This window comes from Streptomyces violaceorubidus, assembly GCF_000717995.1.
Classification (GTDB): Bacteria; Actinomycetota; Actinomycetes; order Streptomycetales; family Streptomycetaceae; genus Streptomyces; species Streptomyces violaceorubidus.
On sequence record NZ_JODM01000007.1, the window covers coordinates 148,960 to 168,136 of the forward strand.

Here is a 19,177-nt window from a genome sequence, read left to right on the forward strand (position 1 = left end):
CACCGGCCGGGCGGCGGCCCGCACACCCGCCACCCGGCCCCGGCCCACCACTCGCCCCCCGTCCGTGAGGCTCGGGTGCACCCCCTCTGCGCCGGCGACGGGTCTTCACGGGTGGTGGCACTGCCGGCGAGTGGACGATCTCGCGGGGATCGCGTCTTCGCACCTCGGTGCGATGGCGGGAATGGCGGGTATGGCGGGTATGGCGGTGGGAACCGAGAGTGGTGGCGGGCGGAGTGTCGCGTATCGCGTCCGGTGTCCGGTCCCCGGCCGAGGCACACTCCGTGTGGCCGCACACCCGCGCTCACGCCGAGGACCTCGCCGACCGACGGTGACGACCCGGTACTGCGGTCAGTACGCGCGGCCCGTCGGCCCGGGCACGGGTGACAGGCCTCGCACCAGCACGTCGTGGAACCGGGGGGCCTGATCCAGCAGGAAGAAGTGGCCACCGGGGAAGACGTGGACGTCCACGTCGGCGGAGGTGTGACGGCCCCATTCGGTGGGGTCCTCGTCGGCCGTCTGCGGATCGTCGGCCCCGATCAGCACGGTGATCGGACAGTCGAGGAGCGGCCCGGGCGCGTGGCGGTAGGTCTCCACGGCCCGGTAGTCGGCGCGGAGGGCCGGGATGATCATGGCGCGGATCTCCGGGTCCTCCAGGAGCCGGAGGTCAGTGCCCCCCAGCGCGCCTATCCGCGCGAGGAACCTCTCGTCGTCCAGCGTGTGGAGGTCGGTGGAACGCTGCCGGGACGGCGCACGTCGACCGGAGACGAACAGGCGGTCGAGGCGGACCAGTTGATCCTGGCGCAGCCGCCGGGCCACCTCGTAGGCGACCACCGCTCCCATGCTGTGTCCGAGGAAGGCCAGCGGAAGGCCGGTGCAGTCGGCCAGCGTCGCGGCGATGCGGTCGGCCAGGTCGGCGAGGTCGTCGACCGCCGGCTCACCCACCCGGTCCTGGCGCCCCGGGTACTGCACGCACAGCACGTCCGTACCGGGCGTCAGCGCCCGCGCCGTCGGCACGAAGAAGGTGGCCGACCCGCCGGCGTGCGGGAAGCAGACCAGCCGTCGCGTCGCCCGCTCCGCGGGCGCGTACCTCCTCAGCCAGCGCGGGTCCTCGGCCGGGTGGTGCTTCATGCGCCGGCCTCCCCGGACTCGTCGACCTGGCTGTCCCGACCCGACGCGTGGGTCACGTGGGTGGCGGACGGCGGGCCGCCGAGACGTTTCCTGATGCCCTCGACGAGGGTGGCGGCACGCAGCGAGAGCAGGCTGAAGGAGCCGGCGTCACCGAGCCCGTGGGTGGTCTCGCACAGTCCGTTGAGGAACAACGGCGGCATCCCGGCCGCCGTTCCACGCGCCGGGACGTGATAGTCGCGCTCGACGCACAGCACCCCCCGGTCGTCGAGCGCGAGTTGCTCGACCACGGGTGCCAGGAGTCCGGGATAGGGCTCGCTGCGTTCGTCGGGCCCCAGGTCACGGAAGCCGGTGGCCAGCACGACCAGGTCGGCCTCCACCGAGGAGGCGGCGTCCGTGTCCCGGTCGCGCAGCACCAGCCGGACGGGCCCGTCGTCGCCGAGCAGGACATCGCCCACCTCCTGGTTGCGGTGGAGCGTGAGGCGGTCCTCGCCGTCGATGCCGTCCTCGTAACGGCGCACGTACAGCTCTTCCAACACGTCCTGGTCGACCGAGGAGTAGTTGCTCGGCCGCAGTTGGGCGTCGAGTCGGGCCTTCGCCTCGCGCGAGGCGTGGAAGTAGTGGTCGGTGAACTCCGGGAAGTAGGCCTCCTCGGAGAACGGGCTGGTGTCCTTCAGCCGGTACCCGAACCCGCGCATCACCGCCACGACCCGGTCACCGTGGCCCCCGGAGTGCAGGTCCAGGGCGATCTCGGCGGCGCTCTGGCTCGCGCCGATCACGGCGACGGTCAGCGGGCCGCCCTTGGCCCGGCGGCGTTCGGCGAGCCGCCGGCGGTACTCGGTGCTGTGGCAGACCCGGCTGCCCAGGACGTTCGCGAAGACCTCGGGGACGTACGGTGTCCGACCGGTTCCGACCACGAGGGCACGCCCCCGGTGGACATGGCCCTCGGAGGTCCGCAGGACGTAGTGCGGCTCGGGGCCGTCCGCCACGGAGATGTCCGTCACCCTGCTGTCGTAGGCGACGTAGGAGGACAGTTCGGCGGCGACCCAGCGGATGTAGCGCACGTAGTCGCGGCGCAGCGGGAAGTGCTGCGGGACATTGAGGTAGGCCAGCAGCCGGTCCGTCTCGTGGAGGTAGTTGAGGAAGGTGTACCGGCTGCGGGGATTGCGCAGCGTCGCCAGGTCCCGGCTGGGATGGTGCTGGGTGTCCACTCCCCTCAGCAGCATGCCGGGCTGCCAGGTGGCCTCGCTGCGGCTCTCCAGGAAGAGGCAGTCCAGCTCCGGCGCCTCCTCCTCCAGCGCGGCGGCCAGCGCGATGCCGCCCGGACCGAAACCGACACCGATCACATCGTGCGGCGTCCGTCGGGAGGCGTGGTCGTCTTGGGTGTACACGGGCAGGTCCTCGATTCTGTGGGGTGGGGGCTGTGGACCGGCTCAGGCGGCTGTGCCGACCGCTGTGTCGAGCGCTGTGCCGACGACGTCCTGGGCCACCTCGGCGACGGTGGCCGCGGTCTCCCGCCAGTCGGCGACCGGCATGGTCAGCGGGGGCAGGAACTTGAGGACCCGGCCGTCCCCCGCGCTCTCCGCGATGATCCGGGCTCGGAACAGCTCCGCGCGGATGCGCTCCACGAGCCCCGGGTCCCTGAAGCGCAGGCCGCTCATCGCTCCGCGGCCGGCGGCCTCGGCCACGCCGTCGGGAAGTGCCGCGGCGATCTGCGTGACCGAGGCACGGATGGCCTCGCTCAGGTCCTCCACGTGCGTGGTGAAGGCGGTCCGGGACCAGCTCTCCAGTGCCGCCGTCGCGGCCACGAAGGCGAGGTTGTGGCCGCGGAAGGTGCCGTTGTGCTCGCCCGGCGCCCAGCGGTCCAGCGGACGTGCGATCAGCAGGGCTGCCATCGGCAGACCCATGCCGCTGAGCGACTTCGACAGGCACACCAGGTCGGGCCGCAGCCCGGGAACGTGCTCGAAGCTGAAGAAGGTGCCGGTGCGGCCGCAGCCGGCCTGGATGTCGTCCACGATGATCAGGGCGCCCGCCGCGTCGGCGAGTTCACGCAGCCGGGTCAGCCAGGGGCGGCCGGCCACGTTCAGGCCGCCCTCGCCCTGCACGGTCTCCAGCAGGATCGCGGCCGGCGGCCGGTCCGCCAGCGCCCTCTCCAGAGCGGCGCTCGACTCGGTGCCGCCCTGCCCGTCGTCGTACGGCAGGATCGTCACGTCTCGCAGTTCGGTGCCGGCCGCGCCGCGCATCAGCGCGGAGGACGTCGCGGCGAGCGAGCCGAGCGAGACCCCGTGGAAGCCGCCCCGGAACGCGACGATCTCCGTGCGTCCGGTGATCTTGCGGGCGAGTTTGAGGGCGGCCTCGACGGCGAGGGTCCCCGCGGGGCCGGGGAACTGCACCACGTGGTCCGCGAGGCCGCGCGGCGCCAGCACCTCGGTGCCGAACCGATCCAGGAACTCCGCCTTGGCCCGGGTGTACAGGTCGAGGGACTGCACCGGTCCGCCGGACGCCAGGTAGGCGGTGACCCGTTCCACGATCTCGGGCGGGTTGTGCCCGTAGTTGAGGGCGCCCGCGCCGCACAGCAGGTCGGTGTAGCGGTGGCCGTCGACGTCCCACAGATGGTGCCCCGAGGCCCGTTCGAAGACGGCGGGGAACCCGCGGCAGTAACTGCGCACGGCGGACTCGCGGCGTTCGAAGACAGCGGTCAGGTCCTGCTCCGGCACGGTCGGTATTCCTTCTCCACTTGGTACGGCGCTCACTTCACCAGCACACTTCCGTCGCCCGGCCGGCTGTCCCGGGACCGCCGCAGGTCGGTGAAGGAGAACATCCGCTGCAACCAGCGATCCCTGCCGTCGTAGCGGGGGACGAAGGACGAGCGGCCGTGCAGGGTGACGCGGTTGTCGACGACGGCCAGGTCGCCGGGCCGCAGGCGGAACCCCTCGTGGTGGCGCGCGACGAGGGCGCTCAGTTCCGCCAGCGCCCGGCCGCCCTCCGCGGACAGGGCCCGGGTGGCCCCCTGATCGAAGCGGAGGTCGGGATCGGCGGGGTCTCCGCTGAGGACCGCGTGCCGGGTGCCGTCGCCCTCGCCGCCGAAGGACGGCGGAGCCTCGGTGATGAACTCCGCCCGGAAAAGGGCCCGCAGCGTGGGGGAGGACAGCTCGGGCAGGAGCCTGCGGCTGCAACAGGTGCGCAGTTCCGACATGCCGTCGTGGTCGCTGCGCAGGCAGAGCAGCAGGACGTAGTCGGGGCGGTGCGGGTGGAAGGCGTTCTCGGTGTGGAAGCTCAGCTCGACCGAGCCCGCGTTGCCCTGGAACTCCTCCTGGCCCGCGACCGGCACCACGTCCTGGACCAGGGCGCCGGACTTCTCCGCCGCGAAGGCGGCCGGGTCGCCGAGGCCGTTGGCGATCAGCATCAGCAAGGCGGCGGGCAGGGTGGGCACCCGCTGCACGGAGCCCGGCGCCGAGGGCGTGTCGGGGATCGAGCCGGCCCCGACGGGCAGGCCGGTCAGCAGGAGCCGGCCGGCGGGGCCGGAATCACGGCGGAACTCGCGTACCGCGTGCCGCACCGCTATCGGTGTCCTCTCCCAGTGATGGCGGGCTCCCGCGACCCAGGAGGGGTCGTCCACCATGTCCGGGGCCTGTTCCAGCAGGTCGCGGGCGACCTCGCCGAGCGCGGCGAGGTCAGCGGCCGGCAGCGCGACGGGACGCTGGTCGGTGGCCGTCACTCGCCCATCGCCTCGACCAGGCCGGCGGGCCGCATGTCGGTCCACGACGTCTCGATGTGCTCCAGGCACGCGGACCGGGCCCCGGGGCCGAACACCCGCTCCCAGCCCGGCGGCACGTCGATGTGCGCGGGCCACAGTGAGTACTGCCGTTCGTGGTTGACCAGGACGAGGAACGGGGTGTCCGGGTCCTCGAAGGGATTCGTCATTCTTTCGGTCCTCTCGGAGGGGGGAGGTCGGGGAGGTCAGGAGGTCGGCCGCGGCCGGTCGGACGGAGGCGGCCCGTCCGCGGTCAGCCGGGCGGTCAGGACGCGGCCGATCTCGGCGGCGGCCCGGGCTGTCATCAGATCTTCGTGCTCGGCGTCGACCGTGAAGGCGTCGATCCGTCCGCTCACGTGGTCACTCCACCGGCCCGCGTCGGCCGGCCGGTCCACGCCGGCCCGGCAGAACACCAGGTCCCCTCGGTGGACGCCCGGTGTGTGCCGCCGGGAGAGCCGGTGGTTGTTGAGGTACACGGCCTTCAGCGCGTCGAGTCGGGCGGGTGTGAGCAGTTCGAGGACGTCGGCCGGGACCTGCGTCTCGGCCATGATCTCGGCCTCGTCCGGCTCGGGTCCGCCGTGCGCGCCGGGGTGGTGGGTGTCCAGCATCCCCAGCAGTTCGACGCGCTCCGAGGCGTGCTGGAGCCGGACGGCCATCGCGTGCGCGACCAGGCCGCCGAAGGACCACCCGACCAGGCGGTACGGCCCGGCGGGCTGGACCGCGCGGACGCGTTCGACGTAGTCGGCGGCGATCTCCTCGATCCGCTCCGGCAGCGGGGTGACGCCGTCCAGTCCGGCCGACTGCAGGCCGTACACAGGGAAGTCGCCGCCCAGGTGCCGGGTCAGGGCGGAGTAGGGCCAGGCCAGGCCCTCCACGGCGTGGACGAGGAAGAGCGGCGTCTCGCCGCCCCCGGTCCGCAGGGGCAGCAGCCGTTCCAGCGGGTCTCCCGCGCGGTGCGCGACGTCGAGCAGCACGTCGAGCCCGGCCACGGTGGAGGCCTCGAACAGGGTCCCCAACGCGACGTCCACGCCCAGTTCCGCGCGGATCCGGACGACGAGCCGGGCCGCCAGCAACGAGTGGCCGCCGAGCGCGAAGAAGTCGTCGTCGACGCCGACTTCGGGCAGCTCCAGAAGCTCGGCGAACAGTTCGCACAGCACGCGCTGACGTGCGGTCGCCGGAGCCTTCCCGGTCCGGACCGTGCGCACCGGGGCGGGCAGCGCGCCCCGGTCGAGCTTGCCGTTGAGGTTGCGCGGAATCGCATCGAGGACGACGTAGGCGGAGGGCAGCAGGTGGGAGGGGAGCACGGCCGCCAGTGCGGCGCGCACCCGCTCCTCGTCGACCCTCCGGCCGGACGCGGGCACGAGGTAGGCGACGAGCCGGTGTTCACCGCCGTGGTCGCGGCGGGCGACCACGGCGGCGTCGGCGATCGCGTCGACAGCGGTAAGGGCGGCCTCCGTCTCGGCCGGCTCGACCCGGAAGCCGCGGATCTTCACCTGCTCGTCGATCCGGCCGGCGTACTGGAGGACGCGGCCGTCCGCGGACCAGCGGACCCGGTCGCCCGTCCGGTACATCCGGGTCCCGGCCGGGCCGAAGGGGTCGGCGACGAACCGGTCGGCGGTCTGGCCCGGGCGGCGGAGGTAGCCGCGGGCCAGACCGGCCCCGGCTATGTACAGCTCGCCCCAGACACCGTCGGGCACCGGTCGCAGTCGGGCGTCCAGGACGTACACCGCGGTGTTCCCGATCGGGCGTCCGACGGGCACCGGCCCGGTGAGGGCGGGCGCGCCGGGTTCGAGCCGGAACACGACGCACCCGACGGTCGCCTCGGTCGGGCCGTACTCGTTGACGACCGCGGCGTCCGGGTGCCGGTCGCGCCAGCGTTGCAGCACCTCGCCGTCGAGCGCCTCACCGCCGACGATCAGGTCGGTCGCGTCGCTCACCCGGTCCGGCAGCGGTTCGAGCAGGGCCAGGTGGCTCGGGGTGATCTTGAGCAGGTCGGTGCGGGGGGTCCGCTCGTCCAACGCGGCGAACCTCACCCGGCCGCCGCTGATCAGCGGGGTGAACAGGACCGTCACGGGCATGTCGAAGGCGACCGAGGTGTGGACCAGCGACTCGCCCGCGGCGGCCGGGTACAGCGCGGCGGCCTCCGACAGGTAGGCGGCGAGCGAGGCGTGCTCGACGACGACCCCCTTGGGCTCCCCGGTCGACCCCGAGGTGTAGACGACGTACGCGGCGTCCCGGGGATGCGGGACGACACCCGGCTCCGCCTCTACCGCGTCCTCGGGCAGGTCGGCGAGCAGGGTCTCGTCGACCACCAGGACGGCGTCGGCGTCGGCGATCAGACGCGCCCGGCGGGCCGGCGGGTGGACGGGGTCGACCGGCAGGTAGGCGGCGCCGGTCCTGACCACGGCGAGCAGCGCGACGAGGAGGTCCGTGCCGCGCGGCAGGACCACGGCGACGACCGTGCCGCGCCCGGCGCCGCGCCCGGCCAGATGCCTGGCCAGCCGGCCGGCCCGGGTGTCCAGCTCCGCGTACGTCAGTGTGCCGTCGGCCGCGGTGACCGCCACGGCCCGCGGCGTCCGCGCGACCTGTGCCTCGAACATCTGCGGCAGCAGGGCGTCGGGCAGGGGCCGTGAGGTGTCGTTGCGGGTGACGAGGATCTCATGGTGCTCGGCGGGGGTGAGGAGCGGCAGGGAGCCGACCGGCCGGGCCGGATCGGCGCTCACCTCGGCGAGCAGTCCCACGTAACGCCGGGCGAAGGCCTCGGCGGTGCCGCGGTCGAAGAGATCCGTGGCGTACTCGAGGAAGCCCCGCCACGCCCCGTCCTCCTCCTCGACCAGGGCGAGCGACAGGTCGAACTTGGCGCCGCCGGCCGGCGCCTCGTCCAGCGTCACGGTCAGCCCGGGCAGCCGGGGCGGCCGCGGGGGCGGACTGACGGTGAGCATCACCTGGAAGAGCGGGTGCCGTGCACGCGAGCGCGCCGGGCTCAGCACCTCCACAAGCCGCTCGAAGGGCACTTCGGCATGGGCGTACGCCTCGATGTCGAAGGCGCGCACCCGGGCCAGCAGCTCCTCGAAGGAGGGATCGCCGGAGACATCGGCGCGCAGCGCCAGGGTGTTGGCGAAGAGGCCCACCAGGTCTTCCAGCGCCCGGTCGGGACGTCCCTCGACGGGCGTGCCGACGACGATGTCGTCCCCCGCGCCGAGCCGGTGCAGCAGAGCGACGAGCGTGGCCTGGACCACCATGAAGGCACTCGCGCCCCGCTCCCGCGCCAGAGCGCCGACGCGCTCGCGCAACTCGGCGGGGACGACGAAGCCGACGGTGTCGCCGCGGTTCGACAGGACGGCGGGACGCGGCCGGTCGGTGGGCAGGGCGATCTGCTCCGGGCTCCCGGCGAGCGCCCGCGTCCAGAACGCGAGCTGCTCGTCGGCGCCGTCCCGCCGCCACAGGGCGTAGTCCGCGTACTGCAGCGGCAGGGGCGGCAGCGCGTGGCCGGTGCCGCCCAGCCGGGCGGTGTAGGCGGCGGCCAGGTCCCGGGCCAGCGGGCCCATGGAGGCGCCGTCACCGGCGATGTGGTGGACGAGGACGAGCAGGGTGTGTGTCTCGGGCCCGCTGGTGAACAGTGTGGCGCGCACCGGGGTTTCACGGGCCAGGTCGAAGGGGGCGGCGGCGGCCCGGGCCAGCTGCCCGGCGAGCTCCGTCCCGGTGCACGGGATCACGGTGAACACGGGCTCGGTGTCCGTCACGACCTGGTGGGGGCCGTGCTCGTCCTCCACGACGAGCGTGCGCAGGATCTCGTGACGGGCCACCACGTCGGCGAACGCCCGACGCAGCGCGGCGACCTCCAGCTTGCCGCCCAGCCGCAGGACGACGGGGATGGTGTAGGTGGCGGACGGCCCTTCGAGCCGGTCGAGGAACCACATCCGCGACTGTGCGGCGGAGAGCGGTACGCGCTCCGGCCGCCGGGCCCGCACCGGGCCGGGTGTCGCCTCGTTCGCGGCGGCATCCAGCAGCGCGGTGATCCCGGCGACCGTGGGGTGCTCGAAGACCTGGCGGAGGGAGATGTCGACGCCGAGTTCGGCACGGATGTGGTTGACGAGCCGGGCGACGAGCAGGGAGTGGCCGCCCAGGCGGAAGAAGTCGTCCTCGGCTCCGACGGAGGGGACGTCGAGGGCCCGGGCGAACAGGTCGGCCACCTGCGACTCGACCCCCGCCCGGGCGGGCCGGCCCGTTGCGGAAAGGCGTTCCGGCGCGGGCAGGGCCTTGCGGTCGATCTTGCCGTTGGCCGTGCGGGGGAGGGCGTCGAGCACCACGAGGGCCGCGGGCACCATGTAGTCGGGCAGCACGCGGGCGGCGCCGTCCTCCAGGGCGCGCAGGTCGGCCCGGCGGCCCTCCTCGGGCACCAGATAGCCGACCAGCCTGCGGTCTCCGGGCCGGTCCTCGCGGACCACGACGGCGGCCTGCGCCACCCCGTCGGCGGCGCCGAGCACCGCTTCGATCTCACCGAGTTCGATCCGGAAGCCGTTGATCTTGACCTGGTCGTCGACCCGGCTGACGAACTCGAGCAGACCGTCCCGCGTCCAGCGGGCCAGGTCGCCCGTGCGGTACATCCGGGAGCCGGCCGGACCGAAGGGGTTGGCCACGAACCGGCCGGAGGTGAGGCCCGGCCGGTTGTGGTAGCCGCGGGTGACCAGGTCGCCGGCCACGTACAACTCACCCGCGGTACCGGTCGGCGCGGGCCGCAGCCGGGCGTCGAGCACGTAGATCCGGGTGTTCCACACCGGGGTGCCGATGGTGATCACACCGGCGGGCAGCGGGTCGCCCGCATCGATGCGGAAGACGGTGCAGCCTACCGTCGTCTCGGTCGGGCCGTACTCGTTGAGGACGGTGACCCCGGGATGGCGGGCGCGCCAGGTGTCCAGCACGTCACCGAGCAGCGCCTCGCCGCCCAGGACCAGTTGGCTCGTGGGCGAGTACTGCTCGTCGAGCGCGCCGAGCAGCTGGAGGTGGCTCGGGGTGGCCTTGACGAACGCGGGCGGGACGACGGGCCGTTCGCCGTCCGGCCCCGACGCGGACCAGGCGATCAGCTCGACCCGGCCGCCGCGGATGAGCGGGCCCCACAGTCCCGTCGCGGTGAGATCGAAGGCGATCGGGGAGTGCACCAGGGCGTGTTCGCGCAGATCCGTGTAGGTGTCCACGGCCCAGGACAGGTACGCGACCAGCGAGCCGTGCTCCACCACCACGGCCTTGGGCCGGCCGGTGGAACCCGAGGTGAAGATCACGAACGCGGCGTGCTCCGGGCGCGCCGGGACGTGGGGGAGGGGCGTGTCCGGGGTCTCGGCGTCCCCGGCGACCTCGGCGCCCACACCGACGACGGGCCGGTCCCCGAACGCGGCGGCCCGCTCCGGGTCGGTGATCACCGCCACGGGGTCGATGTCCTCGACCATGAAGGCCAGCCGCTCGGCGGGCAGCGAGGGATCCAGCGGGAGGTAGGCCGCACCCGACTTGAGCACGGCGAGCAGCGCCACCGGGACCCACTCGGAGGTGGGCAGCAGTACGGCGACGAACCGCTCGGGACCGGCGCCCCGCGCGCACAGGTGCCGCGCCAGCCGGTCGGCCCGTGCGTCGAGTTCGGCGTAGGTCAGCTCGGTGCCGCCGAAGGCGACGGCGACCGCGTCCGGAGTACGGGCGGTCTGCTCCGCGATCAGACGGGTGAGGGTGGTGCGGGGCACCGGCCGGTCGGTGGCGTTCCACTCGTGGAGCAGCCGGTGGCGTTCGTCCGGGCCGACCAGGTCGAGCGCACCGACCGGCGCGGCGGGGTCCGCCACGACCGAGGCGAGCAGGGCGGTGAAGCGGTCGGCGATCGCCTGGGCCGTCTCCCGGTCGAACAGGTCGCAGGCGTACTCGACGGATCCGCCGAGTCCTCCCTCACGTCGCTCGCTGACGAAGAACGCCAGGTCGAACTTGGCGGTGGGAGCGGTGAGCGCCATCGCCTCGCCGGTCATCCCGGGGAACCGGTCGGCGAGGTCGAGGACGCTCTCCAGTTCGGCGTCCGTCCAGTTGAGATTGACCTGGAAGAGCGGGTGACGGGCGGTGGAGCGGGCCGGGTTGACCGCCTCCACGACCCGTTCGAAGGGGACGTCCTGGTGGGCGTAGGCGGCGAGGTCGGTCGCCCGGACCCGGGCCAGCACCTCGGTGAAGGCGGGATCGCCGGACAGGTCGGTGCGCAGGACGACGCTGTTGACGAAGAACCCGACGAGGTCGGCGAGCGCCTCGTCGGGGCGTCCGGCGACGGGCGTCCCGATGACGATGTCGTCCCCCGCGCCGAGCCGGTGCAGCAGGGTCGCCAGAGCGGCCTGGACCAGCATGAAGGGGGTGACGTGCTGCTCGCGGGCGAGCGCCCGCAGCGCGTCGTGCACGGCGGCCGGGACGGTGAAGTCCACGGTGCCGCCCCGGTGCGAGGAGACGGCGGGACGCGGCCGGTCGGTGGGCAGCTCCAGCTGCGTGGGCAGCCCGTCGAGGGCCGCGGTCCAGAACGCCAGCTGGCGCGCCATCTCGCTGTCGGCGTGGTCGGCGTCGCCCAGCGCCTCGCGCTGCCACACCGCGTAGTCGCTGTAGCCGACCGGCAGCGGTTCCCAGCCGGGAGCGCGACCCGCGTGCCGCGCCGTGTAGGCGTCGACCAGGTCGCCGGCGAGCGGCGGCATGGACAAGGCGTCGCCCGCGATGTGGTGCAGCAGCAGAAGCAGCACGTACTCGCCGTCGCCCCCGTCGAACAGGGTGGTGCGCAGCGGCGGTTCACCCGCCAGGTCGAACGGGGCGCGGACCGCCTCGGCGAGGCGCTCGTCCAACTCGTCGGGGCCGGTGCGGACCACGTGCAGCCGGGCGGCCGCCTCCCGCACGATCTGGTGGGGACCCCGGGCGTCTTCCGCGAAGACCGTGCGCAGGACCTCGTGCCGGGCGGCCACGTCGCCGACGGCGGCCCGCAGCGCGTCCAGGTCGAGATCACCCGACAGGCGCACCGCGACGGGCAGGTGGTAGGTGGCGGACGGCCCCTCGAAGCGGTGGAGGAACCACAGGCGCTCCTGCGCGGGGCTCAGCGGGAGCCGCTCGCCGCGCGGGCGGGCGGTGAGGGCCGGCCGGCGGGGGCCCGCACGGTCCAGCCGGACGGCGAGCCGGGCCGGGGTGGTGGCCTCGAACAGGGTCGCCAGGTCGACGTCGAGACCGAGCACCCGGCGGATGCGGTTGGCGAGCCGGGCCACGGACAGGGAATGGCCGCCCAGTTCGAAGAAGTCGTCGTCCAGGAAGACCCGCGGGACTCCGGTGACCTCGGCGAACAGACCGCACAGCAGCTCCTCGCGGGGCGTGCGCGGTTCCCTCCCGGTGACCGGGGCGAACTCGGGCACCGGCAGCGCCCGCCGGTCGAGCTTGCCGCTGGTCATCATCGGGAACGTGTCGAGTTCGAGGAAGACCGGCGGAACCATGTGGGCGGGCAGTCCGGCGGCGAGGCGGGTGCGCAGCTCCTCGTGGTCGACAGGGGCGTCGGTGACGAGGTAGCCCACCAGACGCTGGTCGTGGACGGCGGCGGCGGCCCGCGCGACCCCGGGGTGCTCACGCATCGCGGACTCGATCTCACCGAGCTCGATCCGCTGGCCGCGCAGTTTGACCTGGTCGTCGGCGCGTCCGAAGTACTCCAGGTCGCCTGACCTGTGCCAGCGCACCAGGTCCCCGGTGCGGTAGATCCGCGACCCCGGCGGGCCGTAGGGGTGGGCGACGAAGCGCTCGGCGGTCAGGCCGGGCCGGTCGAGATAGCCGCGGGCGAGCTGGACGCCGCCCACGTAGAGCTCGCCCGTCACCCCGGGAGGCACCGGGCGGAGTCGGGCGTCCAGGACGTAGGTCTGGGTGTTGCGCACCGGGCCGCCGATGAGGACCACCCCGGGGGTGGGGGGAGTGGGCCAGCGGGTCACGTCGACCGCGGCCTCGGTGGGACCGTAGGCGTTGGTGAGGATCGCGTGCGGGTGCTTGGACTCCCGGTGGAAGCGGCGGATCAGCTCGGCCGGCATGATCTCGTCGCCGGACTCGATCGCCCTGACCGTGGGCGGCAGCTCGGCCTCGGCGAGGAAGGCGGCCAGCCGGGACGCCCCGAGGTGCAGCACGGTCACCGACTCGTCGTGCATGAGCCGGGACAGGTAGGCCGGGTCGCGGTGCCCGCCCGGCTTGGGGACCACCAGGGTCGCGCCGCGGGACAGGGTCCAGAACACCTCCCACACCGACACGTCGAAGCCGGTCGGTGTGGCTTGCAGGACGCGGTCGCCGGGTCCCAGACCCAGGTCCTCCTGCATCCACCAGAAGCGGTTGACCATGCCCGCGTACGTGTTGATGGTGCCCTTGGGACGGCCGGTGGAGCCGGAGGTGTAGATGACGTAGGAGCCGTTGTCCCCGTGGGCGTGGACGCCCAGGTTCTCCCCGGACTCGCCGGGGGCGTGGACCGGCAGGCGTTCGAAACCCTCGACCTCCCGGTCCGCCAGGATCAGCGAGGCGCCGGAGTCGCCCAGGATGTAGGCGATGCGGTCGGCCGGGTAACCGGTGTCGACGGGGACGTACATCGCGCCGGCCTTGATGACCGCCCACAGGGCGACGATCAGGTCGACCGAGTACGGCAGCATCACGGCGACCCGCGTCTCCGGACCCACGCCGCGCCCGCGCAGCGCCCGTGCCAGCCGGTTCACCCGGGTGTTGAACTCGCCGTAGGTGACCCGCTCCCCTTCGCAGACCACCGCCTCGGCCGCCGGGTCCTGAGCCTCCATCAGGGCCACCACCGAGTCGCCGTCGGGAGTGCCGGCGGTGTCGTTCCAGGTGTCGAGGACCAGCGTGCGTTCCCGCTCGCTGATCAGGGGGACCTCGGAGATCCGGCGGGCGGGGTCGTCGGTGACCGAGGCCAGCACGCGCAGGAACCGCGCCACGATCGCCTCGGCGGTCTCGCGGTCGTAGAGATCGGTCGCGTACTCCAGACGGCAGGCCAGACCGCCGCTCCGCTCGTCGACGAGGCAGTCGAAGTGCGCGTCGAACTTGGACGTCCTGCTGTGCGCGTAGCCCGGTTCGGCGGTGACATCGGGCAGGGAGAAGCGCGCGTCGCTGAAGTCGAGCCAGGCGACCATGACCTGGAACAGGGGGTGCCGGGACCGGGACCGTTCGGGCGCGATCTCCTCCACCAGCCGCTCGAAGGGCACGTCCTGATGGGCGTAGGCGGCCAGGCCGGTCTCCCGCACCCGTTCCAGGAGGGTCTCGAACGTCGGGTCGCCGGAGGTGTCGAAGCGGTAGACGAGCGTGTTGATGAACACGCCGACGATGTCGTCGAAGGCCGCGTCGGAGCGGCCCGCGATCGCCCCGCCCACCGGTATGTCCTCGCCCGCCCCGTGTGCGGTGAGCAGGAGCGCGACCACGGCCTGCAGGACCATGTACGGGGTGGTGCGGGTACGGGCGGCGAGATCGAGCATGCGCCGGTACAGCGCGGCGTCGACGGTGAACTCGACGTGGTCCCCGGCGTGTGAGGCCACCGCCGGCCGGGGCCGGTCGGCGGGGAAGGTGACGTCCTGCGGCAATCCCTCCAGGGTCCGCTTCCAGTAGGCCACGTGCTCGCCGAGCCCGGCCTCCAGGGTGTCGCGCTGCCACAGCGCGTAGTCGGCGTACTCCAGGCGCGCCGGGGCGAAGCGGGGGGTGCGGCCGTCGAGTCGGGCGGTGTACGCGGCGGACAGGTCCTCGACCAGGGGCCGCATGGATGAGCCGTCGGCGGCGATGTGGTGGATCACCAGCAGCAGCCGGTAGGTGCGCTCACCGAGCACGTACAGCGTGGCGCGCAGCGGGAGTTCGCGGGTGAGGTCGAAGGGCCGGCCGGCGGGCTCGGTGAGATCGGGGTCGGGGTCGTGGACGACGTCCAGGGTGAAGCCGGTGGTGCCCGGGGCCAGGACGACCTGGTGCGGCCCTTCCGCGTCCTCCGGGCAGATCGTGCGCAGCGCCTCGTGGCGGTCGACGAGGTCGGTGAGGGCGGCGCCCAGGGCGACGGGGTCGACCGGCCCGTCGAGCCTGATGTCCAGCGGCATGTTGTAGGTGCCGGAGGCGCCTTGGAGCCGCTGCAGGAACCACATGCGCTCCTGCGCGAACGAGAGCGGCAGCCGCTCGGGCCGCCGGCGGGCGACGACGTCCGGCCCCTGCGCGGTGCGGCTGCCGACCAGCTCGGCCAGCGCCGCCACCGTCGGGGTGGCGAACACCTCGCGGAGGGTCAGCTCGGCCCCGGTGGCGGCCCTCAGCCGGTGCACCAGTTTGATCATCAGCAGTGAGGTGCCGCCGCGGGTGAAGAAGTCGTCGTCGGCGCTCAGGTCGTCGAGGCCGAGGACGTCGGCCACGATGCCGAGCAGTTCCGCCTCGGCGGTGTGCGGCGGGGCGGGGTCCGTGGTGACCGGCTGCTCGGAGCGGGGCGCAGGGGCGCCGGGGAGCAGGAGCTCGAGCTGTCCGTCCGGCCGGCGCCGGGCCCGGACGCCGCTGCGGAACATCCGCGAGCCGGGCGGGCCGTAGGGGTCGGCCACCATCCGTTCCGCGGTGCTGCCGGACCGGCCGAGGTATCCGCGCGCCACCTGCTCGCCCGCGACGTACACCTCTCCCCGGGCGCCCGGGGGCACCTGGCGCAGTGAGCGGTCCAGCAGATACAGACGGCTGTTCGCCGCCGGAGCGGGGATCAGGGGCCGGTCCGCCCCCTCGTCCGAGGTGCGGCGGACGGTGCCGAGGACGGCTTCCGGCGAGGCCAGGAGGTGACGGTGCGCGCCGGTGGGAAGGCGGGTGATCCGCTCCCCGGTGGTGAGGCCGAGCCGCACCGACGGCACGGGCGGCGCGAGGGCGCCGTGCAGGACCGTGACCCGTTCCCCGGTGGCCAGGGCCTCCGGTTCGGTGTCCCGGGCCGCGACGACGAGGGTCGCGCCCGCGGCGAGCGGTGCCAGCACGGCGGCCGGATCGGTGGGCTCCGCGGTCGTGAGCACGCGGTCCGCCGAGGTGAGCCCGCCGTCGTGCCGCAGGCAGAGGATGCGGTGGGCGAGGCCGGCGTGGGTGAGGACGACGCCCCGGTCGCCGTCCTCGGGGAAGGCGATCCACGCGGCGGCGTCGGCCGGGACGGACGCCGTCGGAACGCGCGAGGGCCCGTCCGCGCCCGCGTCGGGGGCCGTGCGGGCGAGGCCGGGCAGGTCCGTCGTGCTCACCGCGTGGACCGCACCGGAGGCGGCGAGGAGCTCGGCGATCCGCTCGGCGGGCGCGTCGACCGGGACGGGGACGACGGCCGCCCCGGTGCGCAGCACCGCGCACAGGGCCACGACGAGGTCGGCGGACGGCGCCAGCCGCACCGCGACGGGCGCCTCGGGCCCCGCGCCGTGCCGCAGCAGGACCCGGGCGAGCCGTTCGGCCCGCGCCGACAGCTGCCCGTAGGTGAGGCGGGTGTCGCCGCACACGACGGCCTCGGCGTCCGGGGCACCGCTCTCGCACAGGTGCGCCGGCGCCACGGTGGGCACGGCCACGGACGTGTCGTTCCACCGCGCCAGCCGCCGGCGTTGCTCCTCGTCGAGCAGGTCGACCTCGGCCACCGGGCGGTCCGGGTCGGCGGCGAGCCCGGTGAGCAGCCTGCGGTAGCCGTCCAGGTGGGCGGCGACGTCCTCGGGGGTGAAGCGGTCCGGGTCCGCGGTGAAGGCGCACAGGATGCCGTCGGCGGCCTCGGGCGTGGCGTGGGCGTTCAGGGCGAGGTCGCGTACGGGGCCGTAGCCGAGCTGGTGGACGGAGGCCCGGGCGGCGCCGACGGCGGTCGTGTCCGAGGCGTAGGTCAGCACGTTGACGGAGGGGCCGAGGACGGGCCCGGCCCGGCCGTCCTCGGCGGGCCGGCCCCGGAGTTCGTCGCCGGGGAACCGCTGGTGCCGGGCGGCCTCGGCGAGTCGTTCCGCCACCTGGGCGACGAGCTCCGTGAACGTGCTCCGGGCGTTCACGGCGAGCCGCAGCGGCAGTTCGTTGACGAGCATGGCGGGGGTGGCCAGCGTGGCCGGGCTCGTGCGGGCGGCCAGGTAGACGCGGACGACGAGGTCCTCGGCGCCGGTGACCCGGTGGGTGTAGGCGGCCATCGCGGCGATCACCGGCAGGGACCAGCGGCCGCCGGGGAGTTCACGCAGGCGCCGGGCGTCGGCCGCCGACACCGTCCCGGCGACGGCGGGCAGACTGCGGGCGAGGCCGCCGGTGCCGGGTCCCAGCTCGACGTCGGGCGGCCCGTCCCCGAGCCTGCGCGTCCAGTAGGCACGGTCGCGCCCGTACCGGTCGGACCGGCGGTAGGCGTCCTCCTCGGAGAGGACGTCGCCGAGCGGCGCGAACGTGGCCGGTTCGGGGGCGCGGCCGGCGACGAGTCGGCCGTAGACGTGCAGGAGCCGGTTCAGGTGGAGGGTCTGGCCGTAACCGTCGAGGAGGATGTGGTGACGGCGGAAGTACAGCCAGTGCCGTTCGGGGCCCAGGGTGAGCACGGCGTGGGCGAAGAGCGGACGGTCGCCGCCCACCGGGCTCGCGGCGCTCTGGTCCTCCTCGATCCAGGCGTGCGCGGCGGCCTCCGGGTCGGTCCGCGCGGCGAGGTCGACGACGGTGAGCGTCCCCTCGACGGCGGCGTCCACGACCTGGCGCACCTGGTCGCCGTCGTCGAGGAAACGCACACGCAGCGCCTCGGTCTCGGCGACGGCCTGGCGCACCGCGCGCTCGAGCGTCGCCAGGTCCAGCGGGCCGCTGATGTCGAAGTAGATCCCGCAGGTGAACATCGCGCTGTCGGGATGCAGTTGCTGGGCCACCCAGACACCGCGCTGGGCCGCGGTCAGGCGCAGGGCCGAGCCGGTCGACGTGTCGCTCGTGGTCACGCCTTCTCCTCGATCAGGGTGCCGAGCACCTCGCTGAGAGCGTCGATGGTGGGGTTGTCCCACGTGGTCTCCGCGCTGAGCACGACGCCGAACTCGTCCTCCACGTCCGCGGACAGGGCCAGGGCCGTCAGCGAGTCCAACCCGTACTCGGCCATCGGCACGCCGGTGTCGATCTCGGCCGGGGTGCGGCGCAGATACACCGCCACCCGCTCGGTCAGCCAGGCGTGTACATCGGGGGTCTCAGTGTTCACCGGACGTTCTCTTCTCTGCGGGTGCGCGGACGACGTCCGGCAGCGTGGGGGGTGACTCGATCGGGACGGGCCGGGTCAGCCCGGCTGGAACGCACGCCGTACCTGGTCCAGGTACGGAAGGGCATCGAGGGTGGCGCCGTCGGGAACGCCGAAGTCGATCAGGCAGGCCACCTCGTCGACGCCCATCGCGGCCAGCTCACCGACGAACGCGGTGGCCTTCGGGACCGAGCCGAGCATGGAGGCGGTCCGGAAGTACCGTTCGAAGGCGTGGTCCAGCAGCTGGGGGCCCTGGTGCCGGGCGAGCTCGGGCCACTGCTCCTTCCAGAGGTCCACGGAGGACTCCAGGTACTTCAGGAAGGGCGTACGCACGACCTCACGCACCGCCCGGTCGCTCTCACCCACGAAGGTGTGCACCATCGTCGTGACCCGCCCCGTGTCGGGGTCGTGTCCGTGACGTTCGCGAGCGGCCCGGTAGGCGGCGATGCGCGGTGCCAGCTCGGCGGTGTTGAGCAGGAGCAGCGCGGTGAGGACGTTGAGGCCCAGGGCGCCGGCCTGCTCGAAGGAGGCGGTGTTCGCCGAGCACGTCAGCCACAGGTCGAGGTCGCTCTGGACCGGCCGCGGGTAGGTGCGTACCGCGGTGTCGGCGCCGACACCGTTGCGCAGCGTGGTGGTCCTGCCCGCCCACAGGTCGCGCAGCAGGGGGAGTTGGCCGGTCGTGCGGGCGCGCCGGTCGGCGAACCGGTCGGGCGCGAGCACGAAGTCGTCGGGGTTCCATCCCGTGGCCAGGGCCAGGTCGACCCGGCCGCCGGAGATGTTGTCGACGACCGCCCAGTTCTCCACGACCGTCAGCGGGTCGTGCAGCGGCAGGACGACGCTGCCCGCCCGCAGCCGGACGCGGCGGGTACGGGCCGCCAGCGCCGCCGCCGCCAGGGCCGGGTTGGGGTATGACCCGCCGAAGGGGTGGAAGTGCCGTTCCGGCAGCCACACGGCGGTGAATCCGTGCTCGTCGGCGAAGTCCACCGCGCGGAAGAGGAGTTCGTACTCGGCGGGCGGATCGTCCGCGGCACGGTTGGCGAAGAACAGCAGACTGAAGTCCATGCCTGGTGGTGGTGTCCTGACGTGTGAGGTGTGGT

General features: G+C 73.8%; 8 protein-coding genes. All 8 read right to left on the bottom strand.

Annotation, left to right across the window (positions count from 1 at the left end; genetic code table 11):
* Window positions 1-348: 348 nt before the first annotated feature.
* The 8 genes from IE94_RS0113240 to IE94_RS0113275 all read right to left on the bottom strand — a co-directional run bounded on the left by IE94_RS0113240 (window position 349) and on the right by IE94_RS0113275 (window position 19,142).
* Entirely contained in the window at window positions 349-1,128 is a 780-nt protein-coding gene (locus tag IE94_RS0113240) for a thioesterase II family protein (protein WP_030182856.1), read from the bottom strand.
* Window positions 1,125-2,516 carry a SidA/IucD/PvdA family monooxygenase gene (locus IE94_RS0113245; protein ID WP_078606470.1) on the bottom strand — a complete coding sequence of 464 codons (1,392 nt, stop codon included), beginning with the start codon at window positions 2,514-2,516 and terminating at the stop codon, window positions 1,125-1,127. The genes IE94_RS0113240 and IE94_RS0113245 overlap by 4 nt, the downstream gene beginning before the upstream one ends.
* 42 nt (window positions 2,517-2,558) lie before the next feature.
* Entirely contained in the window at window positions 2,559-3,842 is a 1,284-nt protein-coding gene (locus IE94_RS0113250) for a diaminobutyrate--2-oxoglutarate transaminase (RefSeq protein WP_030182862.1), read from the bottom strand.
* 32 nt (window positions 3,843-3,874) lie between these two features.
* A complete protein-coding gene (locus IE94_RS0113255) occupies window positions 3,875-4,843 on the bottom strand; it encodes a TauD/TfdA family dioxygenase (protein ID WP_030182864.1) in 969 nt (322 codons plus the stop codon).
* Window positions 4,840-5,049: an MbtH family protein gene (locus IE94_RS0113260; RefSeq protein ID WP_030182867.1), complete on the bottom strand. Its 210-nt coding sequence runs from the start codon at window positions 5,047-5,049 to the stop codon at window positions 4,840-4,842. Before IE94_RS0113260 ends, IE94_RS0113255 begins: the two co-directional genes overlap by 4 nt.
* A 36-nt stretch (window positions 5,050-5,085) precedes the next feature.
* A complete protein-coding gene (locus tag IE94_RS35505) occupies window positions 5,086-17,793 on the bottom strand; it encodes a non-ribosomal peptide synthetase (protein WP_051777480.1) in 12,708 nt (4,235 codons plus the stop codon).
* Window positions 17,790-18,044 carry an acyl carrier protein gene (locus IE94_RS0113270; RefSeq protein WP_030182873.1) on the bottom strand — a complete coding sequence of 85 codons (255 nt, stop codon included), beginning with the start codon at window positions 18,042-18,044 and terminating at the stop codon, window positions 17,790-17,792. The genes IE94_RS35505 and IE94_RS0113270 overlap by 4 nt, the downstream gene beginning before the upstream one ends.
* A 75-nt stretch (window positions 18,045-18,119) precedes the next feature.
* Window positions 18,120-19,142 carry a MupA/Atu3671 family FMN-dependent luciferase-like monooxygenase gene (locus tag IE94_RS0113275; RefSeq protein ID WP_030182875.1) on the bottom strand — a complete coding sequence of 341 codons (1,023 nt, stop codon included), beginning with the start codon at window positions 19,140-19,142 and terminating at the stop codon, window positions 18,120-18,122.
* Window positions 19,143-19,177: the final 35 nt, after the last annotated feature.

Excerpts from the sequence above, each read along its gene's own strand:
- IE94_RS0113240 (WP_030182856.1), bottom strand. The coding sequence starts at position 1,128 with ATGAAGCACCACCCGGCCGAGGACCCGCGCTGGCTGAGGAGGTACGCG.
- IE94_RS0113260 (WP_030182867.1), bottom strand. The coding sequence starts at position 5,049 with ATGACGAATCCCTTCGAGGACCCGGACACCCCGTTCCTCGTCCTGGTC.
- IE94_RS0113275 (WP_030182875.1), bottom strand. The coding sequence starts at position 19,142 with ATGGACTTCAGTCTGCTGTTCTTCGCCAACCGTGCCGCGGACGATCCG.